This window comes from Yoonia sp. R2-816 (genome assembly GCF_046762905.1).
Classification (GTDB): Bacteria; Pseudomonadota; Alphaproteobacteria; order Rhodobacterales; family Rhodobacteraceae; genus Yoonia.
In genome coordinates this window covers 1-20,833 of the sequence record NZ_JBKQXN010000068.1, presented here as the reverse complement: position 1 = coordinate 20,833, position 20,833 = coordinate 1, and the positions used below count along the sequence as shown (strand labels likewise).

Sequence of the window (20,833 nt, the reverse complement as noted above, 5' to 3'; positions counted from 1 at the left end):
GCCTCAGACATGGTGCGCCACGGGCTGTCCTTGTCAGCGGAGAGGTAGCCGTGGATGTTGTTCACGCGCCGTATGGAGGACACGCGCTTGGCATTCCAGGTTTTGTCCTGACCGGTGCGAATACCCATGCGGTTCAGCGAGTACCTGCGCGAAGCCGAGGCCGAAGAGCAAAGTTACACCATTCCCAAGGACACTATCCGAAACTCGGCATCCGAGTGATGTTTTGACCCGACTAACCAGTCTCTGCGGACCAGATTATTTGAAAATCGAGGCGATCTCGCGGGCTCGCGCGTTGAAACTGTGGTCGCTACGAATCCATGCGGAGATTTCGGCGCGGGTTGCGAGTTCATGAAAGTTTTGGGCCCGATCGATCGCATCGCGAAGCGTGCCATGCTCGGTAAGGATAGTACAAGCCTCACGCAGCAAGTCCGGCATCTGTAAGACGTCGTCAGTCACCAAGGGTGCGCCGCAGGCAAGCACATCGAAAACCCGATTGGAAACGAAACCTGCCTTGCGCATTGTATCCCAGTGGTCGTTCAAAACTACGCCTGCGCTGGCGTAGTAGCTTGCCAACTCCACATTTGGAATGTTATTCGAATGCAACCATGCATTGGGCGCTAAGCCTTCCCACATCTCACCATAGATGCTGAGCGGCAGATCTTCCCTAATAGCAAGCGCGACCAGACTTCTCAAGACTTTGCGGGAATTTCCGACGAATAGGCGTTCGTGCCGGCGCGCCGGATCGAATGCCTCTGGAAAGAATCTTTCGGCTTCTGTGCATTGTAGCAGGGGTAAGACCTCAGGTCGCTTAAGGCGTGCTTGCAGTTTTTGTGCCCATGCTTCGGATGCAACGAATACAAAATCGTATTCCTCTAACTCGTCATCCGCAATTTGATCGGGATGGCTTATCATCCACATTAAACGCGGGCCCGACCTCGCAACCTTGGTGGCGTGTTCGCTGAAATTAGACAGGCCGCGCAAGACTAAGTCAACTTGGCCCTTTTCCGCTGGCTGCTTCCAATTTTGCAAGAATGAGATTTCGGCATCGATGCCCTGCCTAGCTAAGGCCCGTGTCAGTGCAACGCCGAAATGATAATCTCCCCAACTTTCTTTCCGTTCTGGGTTTGGGCAAGGTATGCGTAGTCGAAAGGACGAGCCGATCGCACCAATGACGGCCGGTGTCGCGAGTGTTTGAAGGCGTTGGAATTCGGGTAAAAATACCGCAAGACCATTTGCCTCGTGGAGTTCGGAGTCAGCGCGGTAGTTTTCTATCATGATGCCATCTTGCTGGTAGCAGTCCTGATCATCCGGCAAGATTTTGTCTGCCCAACGCTCTGCAAAAATAGCCCTATTTTCACCTATATGCTTGCCACGGCCGGCGGTCTTTCCTTCGTGATGCACAACCACTGAATCCGTGGCGCACGTGAACTGGCGCGCACCTCCTCCTAGCCGAAGGCAGAGGTCAACATCTTCTTGTCCATTGATATAAATCGGGTCAAAACCCTGCATCTTGACGAAATCCTGCGCGCGCAACGCTAGGCAAGCCCCCGTCAGAGCGCGAAAGTGGCGACGTTTTAGAGTCAGCGGGTCATCGCCGGGACGCCCAACATAAAGCCCATAGGCGAAAGGGGAGTATTCGGAGAAAACCAGCCCTATGCACTGGATTGTGCCATCGGGAAACAACAGCTTGGGCTGAACCCCCTTGATTTCCTTTTGGCTAAGAGGTTGCAATAAAGTACGCAGCCATTCAGGCGTCACTTCAGTGTCATTGTTGAGAAATACGACCCGTTCGCCGCTACTATGCGCAAAACCGAGGTTATTTCCCAACGAGAAGTTCATGTTCTCTGTATTTCGCAACAAAGTGATCTTTTCTTCTCGCGCTGACCAAGAGTCGAGCAACTGCGCTGTTTTCCGATCGCTGCCGTTGTCGATGATGATAACCTCGAAAGGTACACCAGCTTCATGACGGAAGATTGATTTCAGGCAACGATCGGTCAATTCAGGATTGTTAAAGACACATGTAATAATCGAAACCAGCTCTGGGTCGCGTTTGTCTGCGCTTTTAGCTAGTGCGCTCCAGTCAATTAGATGCTTATTGAGAACGACATACCGATAGGCCATTTTTTCGGATGATGTAATGCGGTCTGGGCGTGGGCGATGGTCGTAATGAACGCCTACGGCATTCGCAAAAACAGGCGGGAAAACGGTACAATAGCGTAGGATTAGGTCCCAGTCGACCATACGCTTTATAGTCTCGTCAAAGCCGCCATGTTGCTCGAAGAGTGATCGATGGTGCATGAATACATTCATGTCAATGAAGTTGTTCATCTTGAGCGCATCAAGGTCAAAACGTCGATTGTAGTAAAAACTCTTTTCCAGCTCCGAGCGCTCGCCACCAAAGCCCTGCAATACCGCGTAGCCTGTCATCGCTTTTTCTCGCAGCAGAGCCACAGCCATGAACTTCAGATATTCAGGCGTCCAAGTGTTATCTGAGTCGAGGTAGGCTATTAGTTCGCCTCGAGCAGCTGACAGACCCGTGTTCCTTGCTGCTGAGACGCCGGCGCCCTTTGCTTTCATCAGACGGATACGAGGATCGTTGTAAAGGACCCGCACCATATCCGCAGTGTCGTCGTTGGAGGCATCATCGACGATGATCAACTCCCAATTATTCCAAACCTGATCTAGAACGCTTTCGATGGCTGCGGGTATACGCGCTGCGCGATTCTTGGTTGGCATTATAACTGATATCAGCACCGGTTTATTCGCCATTTGTTGTGCTGCTTCCGAAGCATAAAGTTCTTCGACCCATTGCTCCGATTGCAAAGGATCGAACGGCTCTATCGAGGACGATGGTATTGTTGGCTTGAAGTGGGTCGTAAGCTGTATTGACGGTGTTGATACTGGCTCGAGAGATCGGCGCGGGTCGCGCTTTGCGGCGCTTCGCAGGAAACGCTGGCGGGTGCTATCTGCAAGAGGTAGTTTTCTTCCCGCGATCATCGAAAGAAGCTTATAGGCGAGGTAATCTTTCCATATCCAGTGCGCGCGGGAGCGCGCGAAGGCCAATTCTTGCCTCGTCAAGCTCAATTTGTTCGTAGTCGATTCAAGTCTCTGCTGTGTTTCTTGTTGCGCTAGAAAGCCTTTCCCAAGTGTCAAAATACTTTCGTCTATGGTTCCAAGATGACTCTCAGGTTTGACCGATCCATCACTAAAGATCTTGAGGAATCTCCGAAGCACATTGGGGCCCTGATCGAGGCTGATCTTTAGCGTATTCCAGGTTTGCCCGAGCGCGATTTCTTCGCCATGTCGAAAGAAAAGAGAATTAATCGCGTCGCGCCCGAACTCCGTTTGAGATATTTGACGGAATTCGGTTAGCTGGTGGGATGGGTCGTCGCCCGTGAAAAGCACACCGAGCCCATGCTGAAAAGTGAAATTGAAAGTGTCAAATTGCTTCTCAAGTTCTGCCCAGTATCGCCAGACACCAAAGTCGCTACGTCGTACCTCCGTGTCATGGAATAGTACTATTGCATTCTGCGTCAGCTTGGGAAGCCAGGTTTCAAAATCGCAACTCAAATCCTCGTAGCGATGTCTGCCGTCGATATGTAGTAGATCAACCGAGTTATCTTCAATGTCGCTTAAAGCTTCGTCAAAAGTCTTTCGCAGTAGCCTGCTGAACTTTTCGTACTTAATATTCTCTTCTTTGACTGCATCGTATACCTCTTTTGAATAAAATCCGGCGTGCTCATCGCCGTTCCAGGTATCGACGGCAAAACACTCAGTGTCGAGACCGGCTTCGAGCACGGCTTGGCAGAATGTGAAGTAGGAGTATCCATTGTGTGAGCCGAGCTCAACAATCCGCTTCGGTCGTGCAGCCTTTACTAGCCACATCGCGAAGGGTGCATGTCGCAGCCATGCAGTCGTAGCCAGATAAGTAGGCCTCGAGATCTGTTGACCTAAAAGTAATGGTTTTTTCATGTCGCTCCGGATGCCGTGATCGGACTCCCAATTAACCCGCGCGCGACAACCAGCCTGTGGCCGGGTGTCAGAAGGTAAGGATGAGGAAACCGGTGAGCGCTGCTGTCTGCGCCAGGGCGCAGCGGCGGCCCGATGAACCGATGGTACGCCAAGCCCATCCGGCCTGCAAGTAACAGGTTGAATTTATTGCGGAATTTGGCGATTTTTAACCAAACAATTACAGGCCAATCAATGCGTTCCATGCTTCACAATAGAACCAGCTTGCAGCCTTCGGGAAATTCCTAAATCCTATATTTGAATAGACATCAGCTATGGGCAGGCGCGCGCGCCATGAGATCAGCGGTAGGGCTTCTCCCCCTAATCTAGACGAAAAGACTGAATGAACGAAATCGGATCAATCCAAATTAAGGCGATCCGCAATCCAAATTAATTTGCTCCGGTCCAACGGCCCTTCGGGGCCGTTTTTTTGCCTGAACGGGTTTCGCGCGCAACGTTGACGGCCTGCGATGTACCGCTCGTGCCTTTGATTTAGGCCGTGTTGACAAAAGAGGTACTCACCGCCCGCTGATCGGGATTCAAGCCGGTCTCTGCGATGGAGACCAGCTTGGCACGAGCCTCATGTCGGAGAGGCGCCGCTGCTTCTCTAGAACGTGACTTTGAAGCCTGCGTTTGCACTTAGGGCGCTGGTATCACCAGCGTTGCTCAGCCCGGTGGCATAGGCGGCTTCGCCAAAGAGATCCACGCGGTCATTCCACGCATAGCTGCCGCCAAGCCCGACCCCAACCGCCCAGGGTTCATGCTCGGTCGTCAGCGACGCCCCGGCCACATCCACCGCGCTGCCCGCACCAAACTCATGGAACAGGTTCATGAGGCCATAAAGGTGACGCCCCTCTTGCGGGGCCTGCCCTGCGAACTCAAGTCCAAGGCGCAGCTGCTGGCTGGTCGCATCGTCAAATGCCACACGCTCCCCATGGGACGACTCACTGCTGAAGCCATCAAGCGCCACAGAGGAGAAGCTCAGCTGCGCCTGCGGGATCACCGTCATCCCAGTGCCCAGATCAAACTGCTGTCCGGCCTCGATCGACAGCGCATAGCCCGTGCCACTGTTGCCCTCGGTCAGGGTCCCAAGGCTGTCAGAGGTCAGGTCGCTGGCATAGGTTCCAGACTCATAACCAGAATATGACGGTTGCGGCGAGAGCGATTGCCGAGAGGAAGACTTTGGGGCACCGGTCATAGCGCGTTGAGATACGTCTCCAATCTTTGAGGCGCCCGAACATTCTCTCAATCCGATTGCGGCGTTTGTAGGTTCAGGACTTCGGTAACGGGGTCGCCCCAGTCAAGCTTTTTTGCGCAGAATGATTGATCCGCCAGAGCGGTTGAGTTGTAACTTTTTGTGTCCACCTTGCGTGCTGTCGCGGCTTTCGGCTGAGATCCTTGGGGTACATGCTTCGGTTCGTGGTCAGCGCGGCGGCTGCCAACATTATGCTGGTTCGATGTAATTCCGACGTGCCCATCTCATAGGCGTGCTTGTCAAAGTCAGCGACAGTCCTGACCGCGGCATCATCGGAACCACGTCCCTGCGGGACCTCTAAAGCCTGCGCTCAGGCAGGCAACAGGTGGGATATCATTCTGTCAGACAGGGTTCGGCGCCGCATCTGACCGGAAGGTTGTGCCATCGACCCAAATCCGATGCAGAATGACCGCGATGCGGCGCGCGAGGGCGACCATCGCAATTTTGCGTCCGCGCCGCTGCGCTAGCTGGGCTCCCCACGTTCTCAGCCAAGTCGATCGGCCACGGTTCATCATGACGGTTGCGGCCTGGCACAACGCCCTTCTCAGATTGACGTCACCAGCTTTGGTGATCCCACCCGACACGTCCCGTTCACCGGACTGGTTGCGTGAAGGCGTCAAACCAACCCAGGGGCCAACCCTCTTCGACGATCGGAAGCGCCCCGGATCATCGATAGCCGCGCGGAAGGTCAGCCCGACGACTGCACCGATCCCAGGCATCGACATAAGGCGTTGGCAAACCGGATCATCCCAGGCCAGCTGACGCACGCGCTTTTCGAGACCGGCCAGTTCCTGTCGCAACGAAGCTCGGGCTCGCAGCATTGGTGCTGTTGCGGTTTCCAGCATCGGATTGCCATCTGCCAATTCCCGTATGCGTGTCTCGAACCTACCGCGGGAGATCGCACCGACCTTGAGGCCAAAGTTTCGCAGTAGGCCTCTAAGCGACATCTCCAGAGCGATCATGTTTTGTTGGATGGCCTTTCGAGCGCCGAGAACCGCTCGGGTTTCCTGAGCGGAGACAGATTTACAATGCACCGGACGGAACCAGCCGAGATGTAGAAGACGAGCAATCCCTTCTGCATCGCGCCGATCGGTCTTGATCGGCATCGCCTTCAGCGCTCCTTTCACTTGGCGCGTTTCCATGAGCACCGCATCCAGGCCAGCTTCGGTCAGCCCTCGGTGCAGCCATTGCGACAGTGGCCCGGCCTCCAGGCCAATCGCTGCGATGCAGCCGTCAAGTTCGTCCAACCAGTGCGCCAAAGCTTCCGGTTCACTTTCAGTCTCCGCCTCTTTAACAATCTGGCCATGCTCGCTGACCACACACACTGCGGTCTTCGCCAACGACACATCCAATCCAATAAATAGCTTCATCCCGTCATCCTCCATCTGGGTTCAATACGGGAATGGCGACAGCGCGATGCTGATCTGACAAGTGGCAACGGTCGTGCGCGACGCAGGCCCCGTTACAGCATCTTATAACCAGTAAATGACGGTTGCGGCGAGGGCGATTGCCGAGAGGAAGACTCTGGGGCAGCGGTCATAGCGGGTTGCGACCCGTCGCCAGTCTTTCATTCTGCCGAACCTGATCTCAATGCGGTTGCGGCGTTTGTATCGGCGCTTATCGTATCGCACAGCTTTGGAGCGTGACTTTCGACCCGGGATGCATGGCCGTATGTCGTTGTCTTGCAGGGCTTCTCTGAACCAGTCAGCATCATAGCCGCGATCTCCGAGCAGCCAATCGACGTTTGGTAAGCTGCTCAACATTGCCCGTGCGCCGATGTAGTCACTGACCTGCCCAGCGGTGACGAAGAGGTTGAGGGGGCGGCCTTGGCTGTCACAGACGGCATGCTGTTTGGTGTTCATACCGCCCTTGGTCCGACCGATCAGGCGTCCACGCCCCCCTTTTTCACGCCCATACTGGTCGCAGTGCGGTGGGCCTTCAAATAGGTGGCGTCCGCTGCCCGGCAGTCGAAACGAAGTTTCGATGAGAGGGGATCATGACGGTCTTTTTCTCGCCATGCTCGGCGGCCAGACCCAACATGATCTGGGCAAAGATCCCCTTGTCGCTCCACCGCTTCCAGCGGTTGTACAGCGTCTTGTGCGGACCATATTCTTTGGGTGCATCTCGCCAGCGTAAGCCATTGCGGTTGATGAAGATAATGCCACTCAGAACCCGTCTGTCATCGACGCGTGGTTTGCCATGGGACTTGAGAAAGTGGGGCTCCAAACGCGCCATCTGCGCATCATCCAACCAATATAGATTGCTCATATCACCACTCGATTTTCGACCGATGAATCATGTCGCACAAAGGAAATCAATGGGTCCTGACCCTAGTACTACACAAGGCGGTTGTTGTTTTTGGACCTAAACCATTCTTCCAATGGGGTGGTCCACTCATCAGTAAGAATCGAAATTGTGGTTTTGTTGGCTTCTGCTCGGACCATTTGCCCCGCGAATTCTGGTAAGTCAGGTGGATAGTGTGCTTCGGATAACGCTTCTCTACTGCGAGTGAAGTAGGTCGCTTTGCCGTCCACGAAAACCACCAATGCAACACCTGCGCTCGCTGCAAACTCGACAGCACCACTCTGAAACCCGGAAGTAGAGAACACTATGGATTTTTGCGCGCCGACAGCTTGGGCTTTTGCGTGAACGCCCAGAATGACATCTCGCACTACTGGCCGTCTGTGCTTTTTGCACTCGATCAGGACACAAACTTTTGCACCCCCGAAAATCTCGAACTCTGCCCAGCCGTCAATGCTGTATTCGCCCCCTTCGCCATGGATTTTTTCTAGGTGATTGACGGTGAACTCCTGAAGCTCTCGCCCCGCGGATTGAAGCCAAGAAACAACCTGTTTTTCATACTCTTCTGGCGTAACCTCGATGGGGTGTTTGGGGTTCCACCTCGGATTGGTTGCGGCCTTCAACTATCAAGTCCCCATAGGTTTGGCTTCTGCCCGAGTATGTCTAGCATCGGGTATGACAACAAGGCCGTCTGCCAGTACGGAGAGCTATTTTGACCAATGTCCGCTATGTGAGCTGCGAGCGCAGAATCCAAGTTAGGCGGTGAGGGTCTGGTATGGGCCGAAGCGGAAAGTAACTGTCGGCACAGCTGTTTGACCGAGACATCACATTGCGAATGCCGCACGTCTGTGCTCCTTTTCGGACAGTTTTCTCATGGAGCATCCGATCTTGCCAACGCGTTCTAGAACCCATCAACTAGAAGACTTGTCTATCCAAGAGTTCGAACGCCTATTGCCGAGCGCATGGGTTTGCCGACGAAAAGACAAGGACTATGGCATCGATTTAGAAGTCGAGGTTTTCGACGAAACCGGTAGATCCACGGGCTTAATGTTTCTTGTACAGCTTAAAGCAACCGACAGTCCCAAAATGGCTCGTTCAGTAAAGATGAAAGTCGATCGGCTGGAGTACATGTCGTCGCTCGACGCTCCATCGATGTTAGTTCTGTACTGCGCACCCTCGCGAACATTCCATTGGTTGTGGCTTCCCGAAATTTTCGCACGACAATCTCGTCCAAGCGCGGAAACTATCACGATCAAGTTTGATCCAACGGATGCTTGGGGCGCTAGAACGTCGCATACAATTCCAACAACCCTACGTATTTTCCGAACTTTGCGGATCCGCTCGCGGCAACTTCCAATCGGATTGGCAGTTGAATCTGAACAAACGGAAGCGAATGTCTCTGTTGCGTTGAATGCCGCTATGAGTAAAATTCTGGGCGTTTCCTCGCGTTTCAAGAAAGGCGAGGATCCAAATGATTGCCTGCCAATGCAGATTTCCTTTGAGGGCGACAAGCTGAAAGTCGGCATCGATTCAATAGCTTCAGTTGCGGTCCATCTCGATATTGAGGATCATAATGATATCTTCCTTTGGCTGTGCTATGTTGTTGCATGCATGGCGTATAGGTCAGATTTCGATGAGCACTTGCATGATTTGGCATCATTCATTGTACGTGAAAATCTGGCTTGCCCTAGCAGAGAACTTGCGTCCGTCGTTGCAGTAGGCGTTGTTGGCGACAGCGAATTGGCAGCGGCTATTGCGAGCCTAAACGGGCTACATGAGATCCAGGACGAAAGCTATGCCCGCTACATTCACGCACTACTAAGTCGAGCCGGATCGCACGACCAAAAAATGACGGCGATAAACCGTTTCTACGAGGAAGCCATCGCTGCAGATGTCGATCAATCGGATCTCGTTCAAGCTGCGATACACTACTCATTTGGAGACTCGCTGCGTATTGCCGTCGAAATGCGCGCGGCTCTTCGCCAGTTCAACTTGGCGCGTCGCAAGTGTGCGGAATATCTCGAAAGGGCCTACTTTCTATCGGAACTCAGGGCCATCCTTTACTTCTCGGGCCGGTATCGATTGTCGGCAAGGGCCTACGAAGCGTCCCATGCGATTGAAGCAAATGCCAAAACCGCTATTTGCGCGGGGGATGCTCTTATGTTCGCTGCGCACCCAGACCGAGCTATCAGATACTACTAAGAAGCGTCAGAATCAGACGATCAGTTCGAAGCAACAGAGGGCAGCATAAAGACAATTGTCGCGGGCTGGCTCGTCGAATTTCTTGACGATAACAAGCACATCGCAACTTTGAACTTGTCGAGACCTGAATTCTGGTCAGAAGTCATGCAGAACTCGATGGATCGAGACCAAGACGACCACGCCATGTGTGCGTCGTTTATTTTGAGTTATCTGTTAGAAGATAACGCTTCAGCCTGGACTGATGCTATCCAAATTTCGTTACGATTGGCGATGGAAAGCGACGAAACTTCAATTATGGTTTCAACCCTATCTTGCGCCATTCAACGATGTGGATATGAAGCATACTCGCAATTCAGAGGCATTCTTGTTGACCAAGGATGCCCGGTCGAGATCGTGCACATGTTTGATCAGATGGCAAAAACTCTGCACGATGAGCGAGCATCCTCGGAACCAAAACCACCAATTATGCGCCTAATAGAACCTGCTTCATTCGACAGGGCACTCCCAAATCCATGATGTGATCCTACCTCGGACATAGGTCTATTGCTCAATGCTTACACTCAATTGCCGCCCAGCCAGGGCAACCCTGACATTCTCTAAGGTCTGCTTTGACAGGGTGCAATGTAGCATCAACGTCATCGCGTGAACGGCAGGTTTGGGCCGTCTGCGCCGACAGACAGCCGCTCGAGCGCCAGAAGACCCTAGCAGCGCGACATACTCAGTTGTCTGAAACACTAGATGCGGGAGATGCGAACCGGACGCCTGCGACCGAGCCACAAGCATCCGGCTCGCGGTGATTGGGTCAGTTTTTGACGTAAAAGCCAATTTCGTCTGACGTTCGACATGAATTCATTGGCGGAGCGAAGTTTTTTTCTCGAACGCGTCTCTGATTGTGTGCTGGCGGGTCTCGGGATGTGCTATTATATATATGTTTCATAGGCTTATGACTTTTCCGCTCTAGTGCTGACCACCTTCCAGCGGTGTTTTTGGGTCCAATAGGCGGGATGTGAGTGCTGTTTTGGGTGCGCTTTCGGGCACCTTGTTGCAGTTTTGCGATCTGACGAGGCACCGTGGGTGTCGTTTTGTGGGATGCCAGTGTCGATATGTGGGATCGGAATGCCGTTTGCTGGGAAGACAGCGGCATGTGCCGGGTGCGTGTTGTCGTCACCCGGAGCCGCCTTTTGCCCCATATTTTTTTTTAGGTGTCGAACTGCTTCGCGGTGGTCTTCGTAGGCGCGCGCATTGCATCGTGGTTGATGTCTCAGTCTGAGGCTATACACACAAACCCTTGCGTGTATTACGCGCTGTTTTGACAGGCTAGCCCTTGTTCATGACGTCACTTCCATCATGAACAAAGGACTCGATTATGACTTCGACCACCACACATCCCAACCATCCTTGCGATCAATCCCACTCACACGCCGCCCTGTGCTATGTGCATCCTGGTTCGCTGACGCCCTATGCCAATAACGCCCGCACGCATTCTGACGCGCAGATCAAACAGATCGCGGAGAGCATCAAGCGGTTTGGCTTTACCAATCCGGTGTTGGTCTCCGATGAAGGTGAGATCATCGCCGGTCACGGTCGGGTCCGCGCGGCTCTGGCACTTGGATTGTCCGAGGTACCCACACTGGCCTTGTCGCATCTGACTGAAGCGGAACGCCACGCCGCGCCTACGTGATTGCAGATAACAAGCTGGCGGAGAATGCCGGCTGGGATGCCGACATTCTATCGATCGAACTGCAAGCGCTGGCCGAGATTGACTTTGACCTTGAACTGACCGGCTTCTCGCTCGGCGAGATCGAAGTGGTCTTGGATGGGACAGCACAGGCGCAGCCTGATCCGGCATTGAACAAGGTCGCCGAGCCCGTGTCTGGACCAGCCGTCACGCAGCGCGGGGATCTCTGGCATCTGGGCGCACATCGTCTGCTGTGTGGAGATGCGTCCGCCGCGCCCGACATGACACGGCTCATGGGGGACGACAGGGCCGCACTCATCTTCACCGACCCGCCTTACAACGTGAAGATTGATGGCAACGTCACAGGTCTTGGGCGGCAGAAGCATCGGGAGTTTGCCGTGGCCTCAGGCGAGATGAGCCGGGAGGCATTCACTGCATTCCTGACCTGCACATTGTCAAACATGGCATCTCTCGCCTCTGATGGGGCGATCGCCTATGTCTGCATGGATTGGCGTCACATGCAGGACCTGCTTGTCGCAGGTGAGACAGCCTTCACGGAATTGAAGAACCTCTGTGTCTGGAACAAGACCAATGCCGGTATGGGCAGTTTCTACCGGTCCAAACATGAACTCGTCTTTGTCTTCAAGATCGGGACAGCCGCCCATATCAACAGCTTTGGTCTGGGAGAGAGCGGACGCTACCGCACGAATGTCTGGGATTATGCCGGGGCCAATGTGCTGGGGGCTGCGCGTGACGAGGCCCTTGGGATGCATCCCACGGTCAAACCCGTCGAACTGATTGTTGATGCCCTGAAGGATTGCAGCCGGCGCGGCAGCATCGTGCTGGATGGCTTTGGCGGTGCCGGCAGCACATTGATCGCGGCGGAAAGCTGTGGCCGCAAAGCCAGGCTTCTCGAGATCGACCCGCAGTACTGCGACACGATCATCCGGCGATACATCGCGCTGACTGGTGATCGTGATGTCCTTGATGCGGATGGGGAGCGTTTTGACGATCGCACCCGCACTGCGCAGCGCGGGGATCTGAACCAATGAGCAAGAACAACGGAGACAACAACCCGGACGACGATACACCAGCGATGAACGCGTTCTGGGATGCAATCGAGAGGTTGGGCGAGCAGAAAAGAACGCTGCAGGTGAATAAGCAGCCGATGGAGATGTCGATCTCGGATGCCATTCTGTATCAGCTGACGGCATCCGCGCTACGCGGGAGCCCGCAAAGCATCCGACAGTACAACGAGCTCCGGCGTCTCGGCGCCGAGAAAAAGCAACACGATATCAACAGAGATGTCGCCAAGGCGCGGCGGTCCAAGCGTAAGCAGCAGGCGCTCTTTGATCAACATATCGAGGAGCATGGGTGTGAGCCGCTGGCGTTTCCGCATCCTGACGACATCATCATCGATCCGCGTGACGGTGTGCGTGTTATCGGGCCATGTAATCACGACGAATACGTCATGATGCGGAACACGCAGTTGGTCATTGATGCCTGCCTGTGGCAACACGCCCTTGATCAGCGGGCCATGGGGCGGGGCATGGACGACACGCCTGCAAGCGGCGCCCTGCTCGTTGCGATGTTCCTCGACGAGACCCTGCCGCGCCGGGAACAGATCAGCCCGTCGGACATGGTCTTGATCATGATGCGGCGGGAGGTCATGGCGAAGCGGCAATTGCTCAGGGAGGTCCGTCAGGCCTGGCTTGATGCGGGCTATGTGGTCAAACGCGGCGCAACCATGTGGTCAGAAACCCGCGTGAAGCAAATACTCTGCATGCTGCCAGAGGCGATCCGTATCTGTAACAATCCCGATCTCAACGAAGAGGAAGAAATGCAGGTGCTGCAGGACATGATCCGACAGCGGATGGTGGGTGCTACGGATTGAGCCGGGAGGCCAGCTTCACCGTCTTGTGCAAGCGTCGGAGAGCTGATGTGCCGCAACCAAGGAACGCATAGGAGTTGTTCGCTTAGAAAGCCCTCCAAATGAAGCTGCGGCAATACCAGCGGTCAGAGCGCCATGTCGTCTGGTGTTTTGCCCGCTGCAAGTGCGGCGTTGAACCAGTCCGGCTTGCGTCCCTTGCCAGTCCAGGTCTGCTTTTTGTCATCAGGGTTGGCGTATTTGGGCTTGCCGCGCACGGCTGGCTTCTTGGCCGTCTTGCGTCTGGGTTTTGTGGGTGTATCAGCCGTGCCGGTGATCTCGGCCAAAGAAAACCCATGCGTCTTCGCGGCTCGCTCGGCGGCAACAAGTGCGGCCTTCTTATCGCGCGCGGCCACCTTCGCCAGGGCCTTGTCGATATCGGCTTTGAGCTTCTCCAGTTCTTTGCGTGTCAGTGATCTCAGGTCGGTTTGCATATCATTCTGTTCCAAGTCTTGCTCAGCAGGTTAAATGACAGAATGTGAAGGGAAGCAATAGATCTGTCGGCACGTATGGAGTGGTTGCTGCTGTCGTTTGTTGCGGCAATGGCGCAGGAAGCGGACATCGCAAATCTGCAAAGTTTGGGATTGTCTTGCGGCGAACACGGCCCTGTGCGGTCATTGATCGATGGGCATCGTCGCTGCCGCACGGCCCGTCAAAGGAAACATACGCTACCCGCAGTTCTGCGCCGGTAGTCTCCTTTGATTTAGTGCTTTGCTGCCACAGAATATCGTGTGCTGAGATTGACGAGGCACAACATCAGGCGCTAAATTATGCAACGAATTTGCGATGTTCAAATTGACCAACAGGAACGCTTTGTCTTTCTGGTTGCTTGTCATGCTTCATAAAAACCCACAACACAGGATAGCAATTGACACAGACACATGTTCCAGTTGATCGGCGATTTTCTAAGCCTAGTGAAGAAGAGCTGCGGGACTACGATTACCAAGGATATCTGGGGTCATACTACGCTAGCAAGACGAGCAATTGGAATGATATCCTGCAGTGCAAACGAGTGATCATCCTTGGTGAAGGGCGGTCGGGCAAGACTCACGAATTCAGACAGCAAGCGGCGCAACTTAGAGCTAAAGGTCGTTGCAGTGTCTTCATACCCCTTGAAAGACTTCATGACAGCACCACAGAAGATGCAATTTCTCCCGCAGACGAAAGAGCGCTCGATGAGTGGTTGAACATCAAATCAGAGGATGAAGCATGGTTTTTTCTTGACGCAGTGGATGAGCTTAAACTTCGAGATGGAAGTTTTCGAAGTGCGTTGCGAAAGCTGGGCAGGAAAATCGAAGGAAAGAGCAACCTCGCACATCTTATTGTCTCGTGCCGCCCAGCCGATTGGCGGCATCAAATAGACGCGACTGATTTCAACGAGCTATTTCCTATAGCTGTTGAAAACGCGAGAGTTATCGCGCCTCCGCCAGAGGAGTTTTTTCGTTCGACTTTAACCAGAGCTGAAACTGAAGATCAAAATCAGCAATTAGAGAAGCCAGAGGCGACACCACAAACGCTTGCGATTTATGCACTTTTGCCTCTGACCCCAACCCAAGTTACTGACTTTGCCGAGGCGCTTGATCCTGCCTCCTCGAAAGGGTTCAAGGAGCAAATTGAAAAACAGAAACGTGGCCGCTTTTTCAAACGCCCTCGGACGTCATTGATGGCATTGCTCTAATGCGTTCGAAAGGGCGTTTGGGATCGCTTGAGGAACAAAAAAATGCAGGCATTTCGCTCAAACTTGCCGAACGCCCAGAACGCCCTGGTAGACCAAGCCTGTCCAATGCCCGTGCCCTTGATGGTGCTGAGCGTTTGGCCTTGGCGCTTACACTCACCAAGCGACGAACCTTGCAATTTGATCGCACTGAACAGAGTGACGTTGCTTTGTGCGTTACAGACGTTTTGACAGATTGGTCAGCGTCAGAGCAGCAAGAACTGTTAAGTCGACCACTTTTTGATCCGTCTGGTGTGAACGCCGTACGCTTTCATCATAGATCAACGTCCGAATTTCTAGCCGCCAAGCGCATTTCGAACAAACTCAAGAATGGGTTGCCTTGGCGAGAATTGAAGGCACTGCTTTTCAGCGACCTTTGGGGCGAAAGGATAGTCCGGCCATACATTGAACCGATTGCCGCATGGTTGGCCCTTTGGCACAACGAAGTGTTTGTTGAGGTTCGAGCACGAAAGCCCCAGATCCTGTTTCAACAAGGTCTTCCATATTCGATGCCAATTGGTATGCGCGCAGATCTTCTTAGTGCCTTCGTCGACAAGTATAGCAACAGCGATTGGCGTAGTGTCGGGGTTCGCATACAGGATGTGGCACGATTGGGACACGCTGACTTAGCGGCCACAATTCGCAAGCTTTGGGAGCAGGCGAAGACCGGAAGCGATACCCTAGAGCTACTACTTGAACTCATTCTTTTCACGCCAATACCGGATTGTGTTGATCTCGGTTTTGAAGTGGCTCTGGATGATGGCGCTGAGTACCAACACCGTGTTTACGCAGCACGCATCGTACTGGAGCTAGGAACGCTGGATGAAAGGAAACGTCTAGGAGTGGAAATTCTGGGCAAGGACTGGGGCGACGACATTGTTCGCACTCTGATCCCTTATCTGTTGCCCGATGCGGTTGACCTCAGTTCATTTGTCGAACTTGCGCGCCGAACTCAAGAAGCACCAAACACTGTTCATGGGCTGAATTACTCCCTCTACGGTACCCTGAAAAAACCTGAATTGCCCGCGACGGGTGTACGCCAACTAACTCACGCACTTGCTGGTTCGATTTGGGAAAATCGGTTGGAGGGAGCAAAAACCTATCAAGCGTATTCAAAGTACGATCACTTTACTGACGCGGTATTGTCTGGATGTGCCCGCGAAGCGGCTCTTCCCACAGACCAACTGCCTTTGGATTGGGTTTGGGATGCTATGATCGCACTCTACTTTGGTGAGCGGAAGCAGAGCATTATCGCTGCGGATGAAACAAAAATCATAATTGAGCGCTTGAGGACTGACCCCGCAATTCGACCTCGATTCTTCTGGGCTACTTTTGAGTTGTCAGTCACACTCGATAACGAAAAAGATGCATGGAGCAGATACCACAGCACTGACTACGAAGATTATCTGGGAAACATCACAGAAGCTGACTACCCTTGGCTGTTCGAGGCTATGGAAGACCCTTCCATACCAGAAAGAAGGGGAGTGGCGTTCTATGCAGTGATCCTTTGCTGGAGATCTAAGCGCGACGAAAAAACGGCTTCTCGCATTCTTCGTGCGATTGTTGACCTGCCTGACCTTGTTATCGAATATGATAAATTTGCTAACCCGCCCAAAACCTCGCCGCACGAAAAATACCAACGTGAAAGCGCTAAGCGCAAACAAAAAAGGAAACGCAAAGAAGCCACTCGCCTCGCGCAATGGGACAAATGGCGACTGGAATTGGAGAAGGATCCGACAGCGGCTTTTGTCGGAGAATCCAAGGAAGGCAATCTGCATAATTTCTTTAACTGGATGGCTATGGCGACGCGAAGCGCCACCAGTTGGGGCGGTTGGTCAGAAGAGGCCCTTCGCAACACGTTTTCGGAGACGCTTATTGGCCAATTGAAGCCAGCGCTTTCGGAGTTCTGGCGCAAAGACGAAACGAAGACTTGGAGCGAGAAAGAAGAGAAGAACAGAACCAGTAGCCGATCAATAAATGCCCTTAGCGCTCTCAAGAGTGAGACAATGACAGACGGTTGGGCAGATCAGCTCAGCGCTGAAGAAACTCAGCTTGCAACCAAGTTATCGATGGTTGAATTGAACGGATTTGCAGACTTTCTACCTGCGCTTGCCGGTGCTCATGCCGTTCCAGTCGCGTTCGTTATGACTGAGGAACTGAAAGCACAGATTCGCTATTTGGGCGAAACAGAAAGCGCACCTCTCTTGGGGGATTTGCACTACTTGGATGCTCCAGTTTTGAAAACCATCGTAGCGCATTGGCTGCTCGGCCAGTTTGATTTGTTTCCGACAGAGATTACCGAGGATACAAATGAAGCTTTAGCGCGAGCCATAGACTTAGTTGTGGGGGCCACTGAACCAGAGGCGCGACAGGACGTTATACGATTGGTGCAACAGCGCTTGACGGAGTGCGGTTCGCTCAGCACTGGACAAGCTGCTTGGCTGAGAGCCTATACAGTTTTGGCACCTCAAGCGGGCTGCGCATATGTGCTCAAAACTCTGAACGCGTATAGCTCTTCAAAGGAGGTCGAGTTCGGATTCTCCCTCCTAGGGAAGATTTTCGGCGAGCGTGACTATTCCGGTACAAAGCCAGACTTTGAAATGATTCCGCAGAGCGAAAGAGCAGAGTTGATCGCAAGCCTCGTGGAAACCGCTTATCGCGTTGCTCACCCTTCAACCGACATTGAGCATGACGGAATGCATAGCCCCGGACGCCGTGACTATGCGGAGAAGGCCCGGCGATACCTATTCGACAGGTTGGTAGAGATGAAATGCCCAGAAACCCATCACGCATTCGCTAGGTTTTCTGCCTTGCCCGAGTTCGATCACATGAAATCTAGGCTCTTGGAGATGCGAACAGAATTGGCCGCATCTGCTAGCGAGCCAAGGGCCATGCCAGTTGAACACGTTGTTCGGTTTGATCTGTCAGGGTCACTGACGCCCGAAATTACTGAAATGCTGCATGCTACGATGCTGAACCGATTGTCGGATTACGCGCACTTTCTTCAACATAGCGAGTTTTCGAATCGCAAAACTCTCCAACTTGTCGAACAAGAAACTGAACTTCGGAGAAACATCGCAAGTTGGTTAAATGACCACAGCAGAGACATGTATCGCGTCAATCAGGAGGCGGTCAAAGTCAAGGAGAACCGAACCGATATTCGGCTCAACGCTACTGCCGTCGATCTCGAGGCAGCAATTGAGTTAAAGCTGGATGACAGCAAACATCGTTGGTCCGGAGCAGATTTAGAGGAGGCGTTACGAGATCAACTCGTCGGCAAGTATCTCTCTCATAAGCGCTGTCGTTCAGGTTGCCTGCTGATTGTCCAGCGGGAAAAGAGGCGCTGGCAACACCCAGAAACTGGAGAGATGATGAATTTGGCGCAGCTAGTTGCTTGGCTCCGAGAAATAGCTGCAGAAATAGTCTCAATGCGTCCTGAAGTTATGGTCTGTGTGTTCGGATTGGATATTTCTGAATGAGCGCCCCAAAGCTGTGTGCTGAGAATTGTCGATTACTTGGCGTTCCCGTTTCTTTTGATGTCTAACAGCCCATTTGTAATCGGCGGAGCAATACTCGGCCACGGTAGCGGCGGCGTTGTGTTGTCGCGGGCGGCGTAAAAGTCGGCCACTTTTGCCCTTTCATTTGATGGGAGGGCATGGGGATATTCACCGTGGAATTGTATTTGAAGGTTCGTCACGCTCACTTTGAGGAAGGTTTGAGTGGGCGTCAGATTGCTCGGGATTTTGGGATCAGCCGGGACAGTGTTTCGAAGATGTTGGCGTATTCTGAGCCGCCTGGGTATCGGCGGACGGCACCGATCAAGCGTCCTAAGCTTGATCCTTACGTGGCTCAGATTGATAGCTGGTTGGCAGAAGACAAGACCCGCCCGCGCAAGCAACGACATACAGCCAAGAAGATATTTGAACGGCTGCGCGATGAATGCCGGTTTGATGGCGGCTACACGATTGTCAAAGACTATGTGCGTGCGCAAAAGCGCGGCTCACGGGAGATGTTTGTTCCGCTGAGCCATCCCCCAGGGCATGGGCAGGCGGACTTTGGCGAAGCGTTGGTTGTTATCGGCGGGGTCGAACAGAAGGCATACTTCTTTGCCTTTGACCTGCCGCACAGTGATGCATGTTACCTCCGCGCCTATCCAGCAGCGAACACCGAAGCCTGGCTGGACGGGCATGTGCATGCGTTTGCTTTCTTCGGCGCGGTACCGCGCTCTATCCTTTATGACAATGACCGCTGCCTTGTGGCCAGGATCATGCCAGACGGCACGCGCAATCGCACGCAGCGGTTCAGTGCAATGCTCTCGCACTATGTGATTGGGGACCGCTACGGTCGCCCTGGAAAGGGCAATGATAAAGGCAAGGTCGAAGGCCTTGTCGGCTACGGAAGACGCAACTTCATGGTACCGATACCGCGCTTTGCTGACTGGGATGCATTCAACGATTACCTTGAAGAACAATGCCGTAAACGGCAGGCGGACATCCTGCGTGGTCATAAGATCAGTATCGGTGAACGGCTGGCCGCTGATTTAACGGCGATGCGTTCATTGCCAGCTGCGCCGTTTGAAGCCTGTGATCTGCAAAGCGGCCAGGTCACATCAACATCCCAAGTACGCTACCGCGGCAACGACTACTCGGTGCCGGTTGCCTATGGCCACCGGGAGGTTTGGATAAAGGGCTTCGTGGATCGGGTGGTGATCGGCTGTGCAGCCGAGACTATCGCTGAGCATCCGCGCTCCTATGAGAGGGGCGACATGGCGTTTGATCCGGTTCACTACCTGCCTCTCATTGAGCGCAAGATCATGTCCTTCGATCAGGCAGCACCCTTGCAGGGCTGGGACTTGCCTGACGCGTTTAAAACCCTCCAACGTTTATTGGAAGCCCGGCAGGGCAAAACCGGAAAGCGGGAATACGTGCAGGTTCTACGGCTGCTGGAGCGCTTTGAGCTGGAGGTTTTGCATCTGGCAATCAAAGACGCACTGCAGATGAGGGCGATCAGCTTTGACGCGATCAAACACTTGTTGCTTTGCCGGGTCGAGAGACGACCACCGAGACTGGATCTGGATGTTTACCCGTTCCTGCCCAGAACCAATATCGCCACGACGTCTGCGTCATCCTACATGAGCCTGCTGGCAGGTGGTGAGGCATGACTGACGCACCAGAACTGTTGCTGGCCCATCATCTCAAAACCCTGCGACTGCCCACGTTCCTGCGAGAGCACGACAAGCAGGCCCGTATCTGCGCGGCCGAAGGCGTGGATCATGTACGCTATCTGGCCCGCCTGACTGAGCTGGAACTGATCGACCGGGAACGGCGCATGGTTGAGCGCCGGATCAAGTCGGCAAAGTTCCCAGCCGTGAAGAGTTTGGACAGCTTTGACTTCAGGGCGATCCCCAGCCTGAACAAGATGATGGTGCTGGAACTGGCCCGCTGCGAATGGATAGAGCGGCAAGAGAATATCATTGCCCTTGGCCCATCAGGCACCGGCAAAACCCATGTCGCCCTAGGGCTGGGTTTGGCGGCCTGTCAAAAGGGGTTGCCAGTTAGCTTCGTCACGGCGGCATCTCTGGTCCATGAACTGATGGAGGCCAGAGATGAGAGAGATATAGCTGAAAGTTGGTGATAGCCCCTGAGGGGCGGCATATCATGGCGTTGTTGACGCGCCGCAATTCTCATTTGAGAAAAGGATATGCCACATGACGAAGACTACCATCACGACGTTGCCCGATCCACATGG

15 protein-coding genes and 2 pseudogenes are annotated in these 20,833 nt (G+C 53.6%); 8 read left to right on the top strand and 9 right to left on the bottom strand.

Annotation, left to right across the window (positions count from 1 at the left end; translation table 11 throughout):
• Positions 1-255 precede the first annotated feature (255 nt).
• The 8 genes and pseudogenes from ACFWW2_RS01335 to ACFWW2_RS01300 form a co-directional block, all read right to left on the bottom strand.
• Positions 256-3,972 carry a glycosyltransferase gene (locus tag ACFWW2_RS01335; protein WP_393925559.1) on the bottom strand — a complete coding sequence of 1,239 codons (3,717 nt, stop codon included), beginning with the start codon at positions 3,970-3,972 and terminating at the stop codon, positions 256-258.
• Positions 3,969-4,214, bottom strand: a complete 246-nt coding sequence (locus ACFWW2_RS01330) for a hypothetical protein (RefSeq protein ID WP_393925558.1) — start codon at positions 4,212-4,214, stop codon at positions 3,969-3,971. Before ACFWW2_RS01330 ends, ACFWW2_RS01335 begins: the two co-directional genes overlap by 4 nt.
• A 401-nt stretch (positions 4,215-4,615) precedes the next feature.
• The gene (locus ACFWW2_RS01325; RefSeq protein WP_393925561.1) at positions 4,616-5,092 is read right to left on the bottom strand and encodes an autotransporter outer membrane beta-barrel domain-containing protein; all 477 of its coding nucleotides are present in this window, start codon (positions 5,090-5,092) and stop codon (positions 4,616-4,618) included.
• A gap of 46 nt (positions 5,093-5,138) precedes the next feature.
• Positions 5,139-5,276, bottom strand: a pseudogene (locus ACFWW2_RS01320) (transposase); the annotation flags it as partial.
• A gap of 328 nt (positions 5,277-5,604) precedes the next feature.
• Positions 5,605-6,633, bottom strand: coding sequence for an IS110 family transposase (locus tag ACFWW2_RS01315; protein ID WP_393925557.1), 1,029 nt, complete (start codon positions 6,631-6,633; stop codon positions 5,605-5,607).
• Positions 6,634-6,735: 102 nt separating this feature from the next.
• Positions 6,736-7,230 carry an IS5 family transposase gene (locus tag ACFWW2_RS01310; protein ID WP_393925560.1) on the bottom strand — a complete coding sequence of 165 codons (495 nt, stop codon included), beginning with the start codon at positions 7,228-7,230 and terminating at the stop codon, positions 6,736-6,738.
• Positions 7,202-7,531, bottom strand: coding sequence for a transposase (locus ACFWW2_RS01305; protein WP_393925556.1), 330 nt, complete (start codon positions 7,529-7,531; stop codon positions 7,202-7,204). The genes ACFWW2_RS01310 and ACFWW2_RS01305 overlap by 29 nt, the downstream gene beginning before the upstream one ends.
• 68 nt (positions 7,532-7,599) lie before the next feature.
• Positions 7,600-8,187 (bottom strand): restriction endonuclease, encoded by a 588-nt coding sequence (locus ACFWW2_RS01300; RefSeq protein ID WP_393925554.1) that lies wholly within the window; start codon positions 8,185-8,187, stop codon positions 7,600-7,602.
• Positions 8,188-8,488: 301 nt separating this feature from the next.
• Between ACFWW2_RS01300 and ACFWW2_RS01295 the strand changes: the two genes are divergently transcribed.
• The 4 genes from ACFWW2_RS01295 to ACFWW2_RS01280 all read left to right on the top strand — a co-directional run bounded on the left by ACFWW2_RS01295 (position 8,489) and on the right by ACFWW2_RS01280 (position 13,338).
• The gene (locus ACFWW2_RS01295; RefSeq protein WP_393925553.1) at positions 8,489-9,766 is read left to right on the top strand and encodes a DUF4365 domain-containing protein; all 1,278 of its coding nucleotides are present in this window, start codon (positions 8,489-8,491) and stop codon (positions 9,764-9,766) included.
• A gap of 1,366 nt (positions 9,767-11,132) precedes the next feature.
• Positions 11,133-11,447 carry a ParB/Srx family N-terminal domain-containing protein gene (locus ACFWW2_RS01290; protein ID WP_393925552.1) on the top strand — a complete coding sequence of 105 codons (315 nt, stop codon included), beginning with the start codon at positions 11,133-11,135 and terminating at the stop codon, positions 11,445-11,447.
• Positions 11,444-12,496 (top strand): DNA-methyltransferase, encoded by a 1,053-nt coding sequence (locus ACFWW2_RS01285; protein ID WP_393925551.1) that lies wholly within the window; start codon positions 11,444-11,446, stop codon positions 12,494-12,496. The genes ACFWW2_RS01290 and ACFWW2_RS01285 overlap by 4 nt, the downstream gene beginning before the upstream one ends.
• A complete protein-coding gene (locus tag ACFWW2_RS01280) occupies positions 12,493-13,338 on the top strand; it encodes a hypothetical protein (RefSeq protein ID WP_393925550.1) in 846 nt (281 codons plus the stop codon). The genes ACFWW2_RS01285 and ACFWW2_RS01280 overlap by 4 nt, the downstream gene beginning before the upstream one ends.
• Positions 13,339-13,460: 122 nt before the next feature.
• Here the strand turns inward: ACFWW2_RS01280 and ACFWW2_RS01275 are convergent, their stop codons facing one another.
• Positions 13,461-13,805, bottom strand: coding sequence for an H-NS family nucleoid-associated regulatory protein (locus ACFWW2_RS01275; protein ID WP_393925549.1), 345 nt, complete (start codon positions 13,803-13,805; stop codon positions 13,461-13,463).
• 434 nt (positions 13,806-14,239) lie between these two features.
• Here ACFWW2_RS01275 and ACFWW2_RS01270 point away from each other — a divergent pair, with 434 nt between their 5' ends.
• The 4 genes and pseudogenes from ACFWW2_RS01270 to ACFWW2_RS01255 form a co-directional block, all read left to right on the top strand.
• On the top strand, positions 14,240-15,049 hold the full coding sequence (locus ACFWW2_RS01270; protein ID WP_393925548.1) for a hypothetical protein: 810 nt from the start codon (positions 14,240-14,242) through the stop codon (positions 15,047-15,049).
• A 17-nt stretch (positions 15,050-15,066) separates the two neighbouring features.
• On the top strand, positions 15,067-18,564 hold the full coding sequence (locus ACFWW2_RS01265; RefSeq protein ID WP_393925547.1) for a hypothetical protein: 3,498 nt from the start codon (positions 15,067-15,069) through the stop codon (positions 18,562-18,564).
• 176 nt (positions 18,565-18,740) lie between these two features.
• Positions 18,741-20,246 carry an IS21 family transposase gene (istA, locus tag ACFWW2_RS01260; RefSeq protein WP_393925546.1) on the top strand — a complete coding sequence of 502 codons (1,506 nt, stop codon included), beginning with the start codon at positions 18,741-18,743 and terminating at the stop codon, positions 20,244-20,246.
• Positions 20,243-20,698, top strand: a pseudogene (locus ACFWW2_RS01255) (ATP-binding protein); the annotation flags it as partial. The gene istA and the pseudogene ACFWW2_RS01255, both read left to right, overlap by 4 nt.
• Positions 20,699-20,833 lie beyond the last annotated feature (135 nt).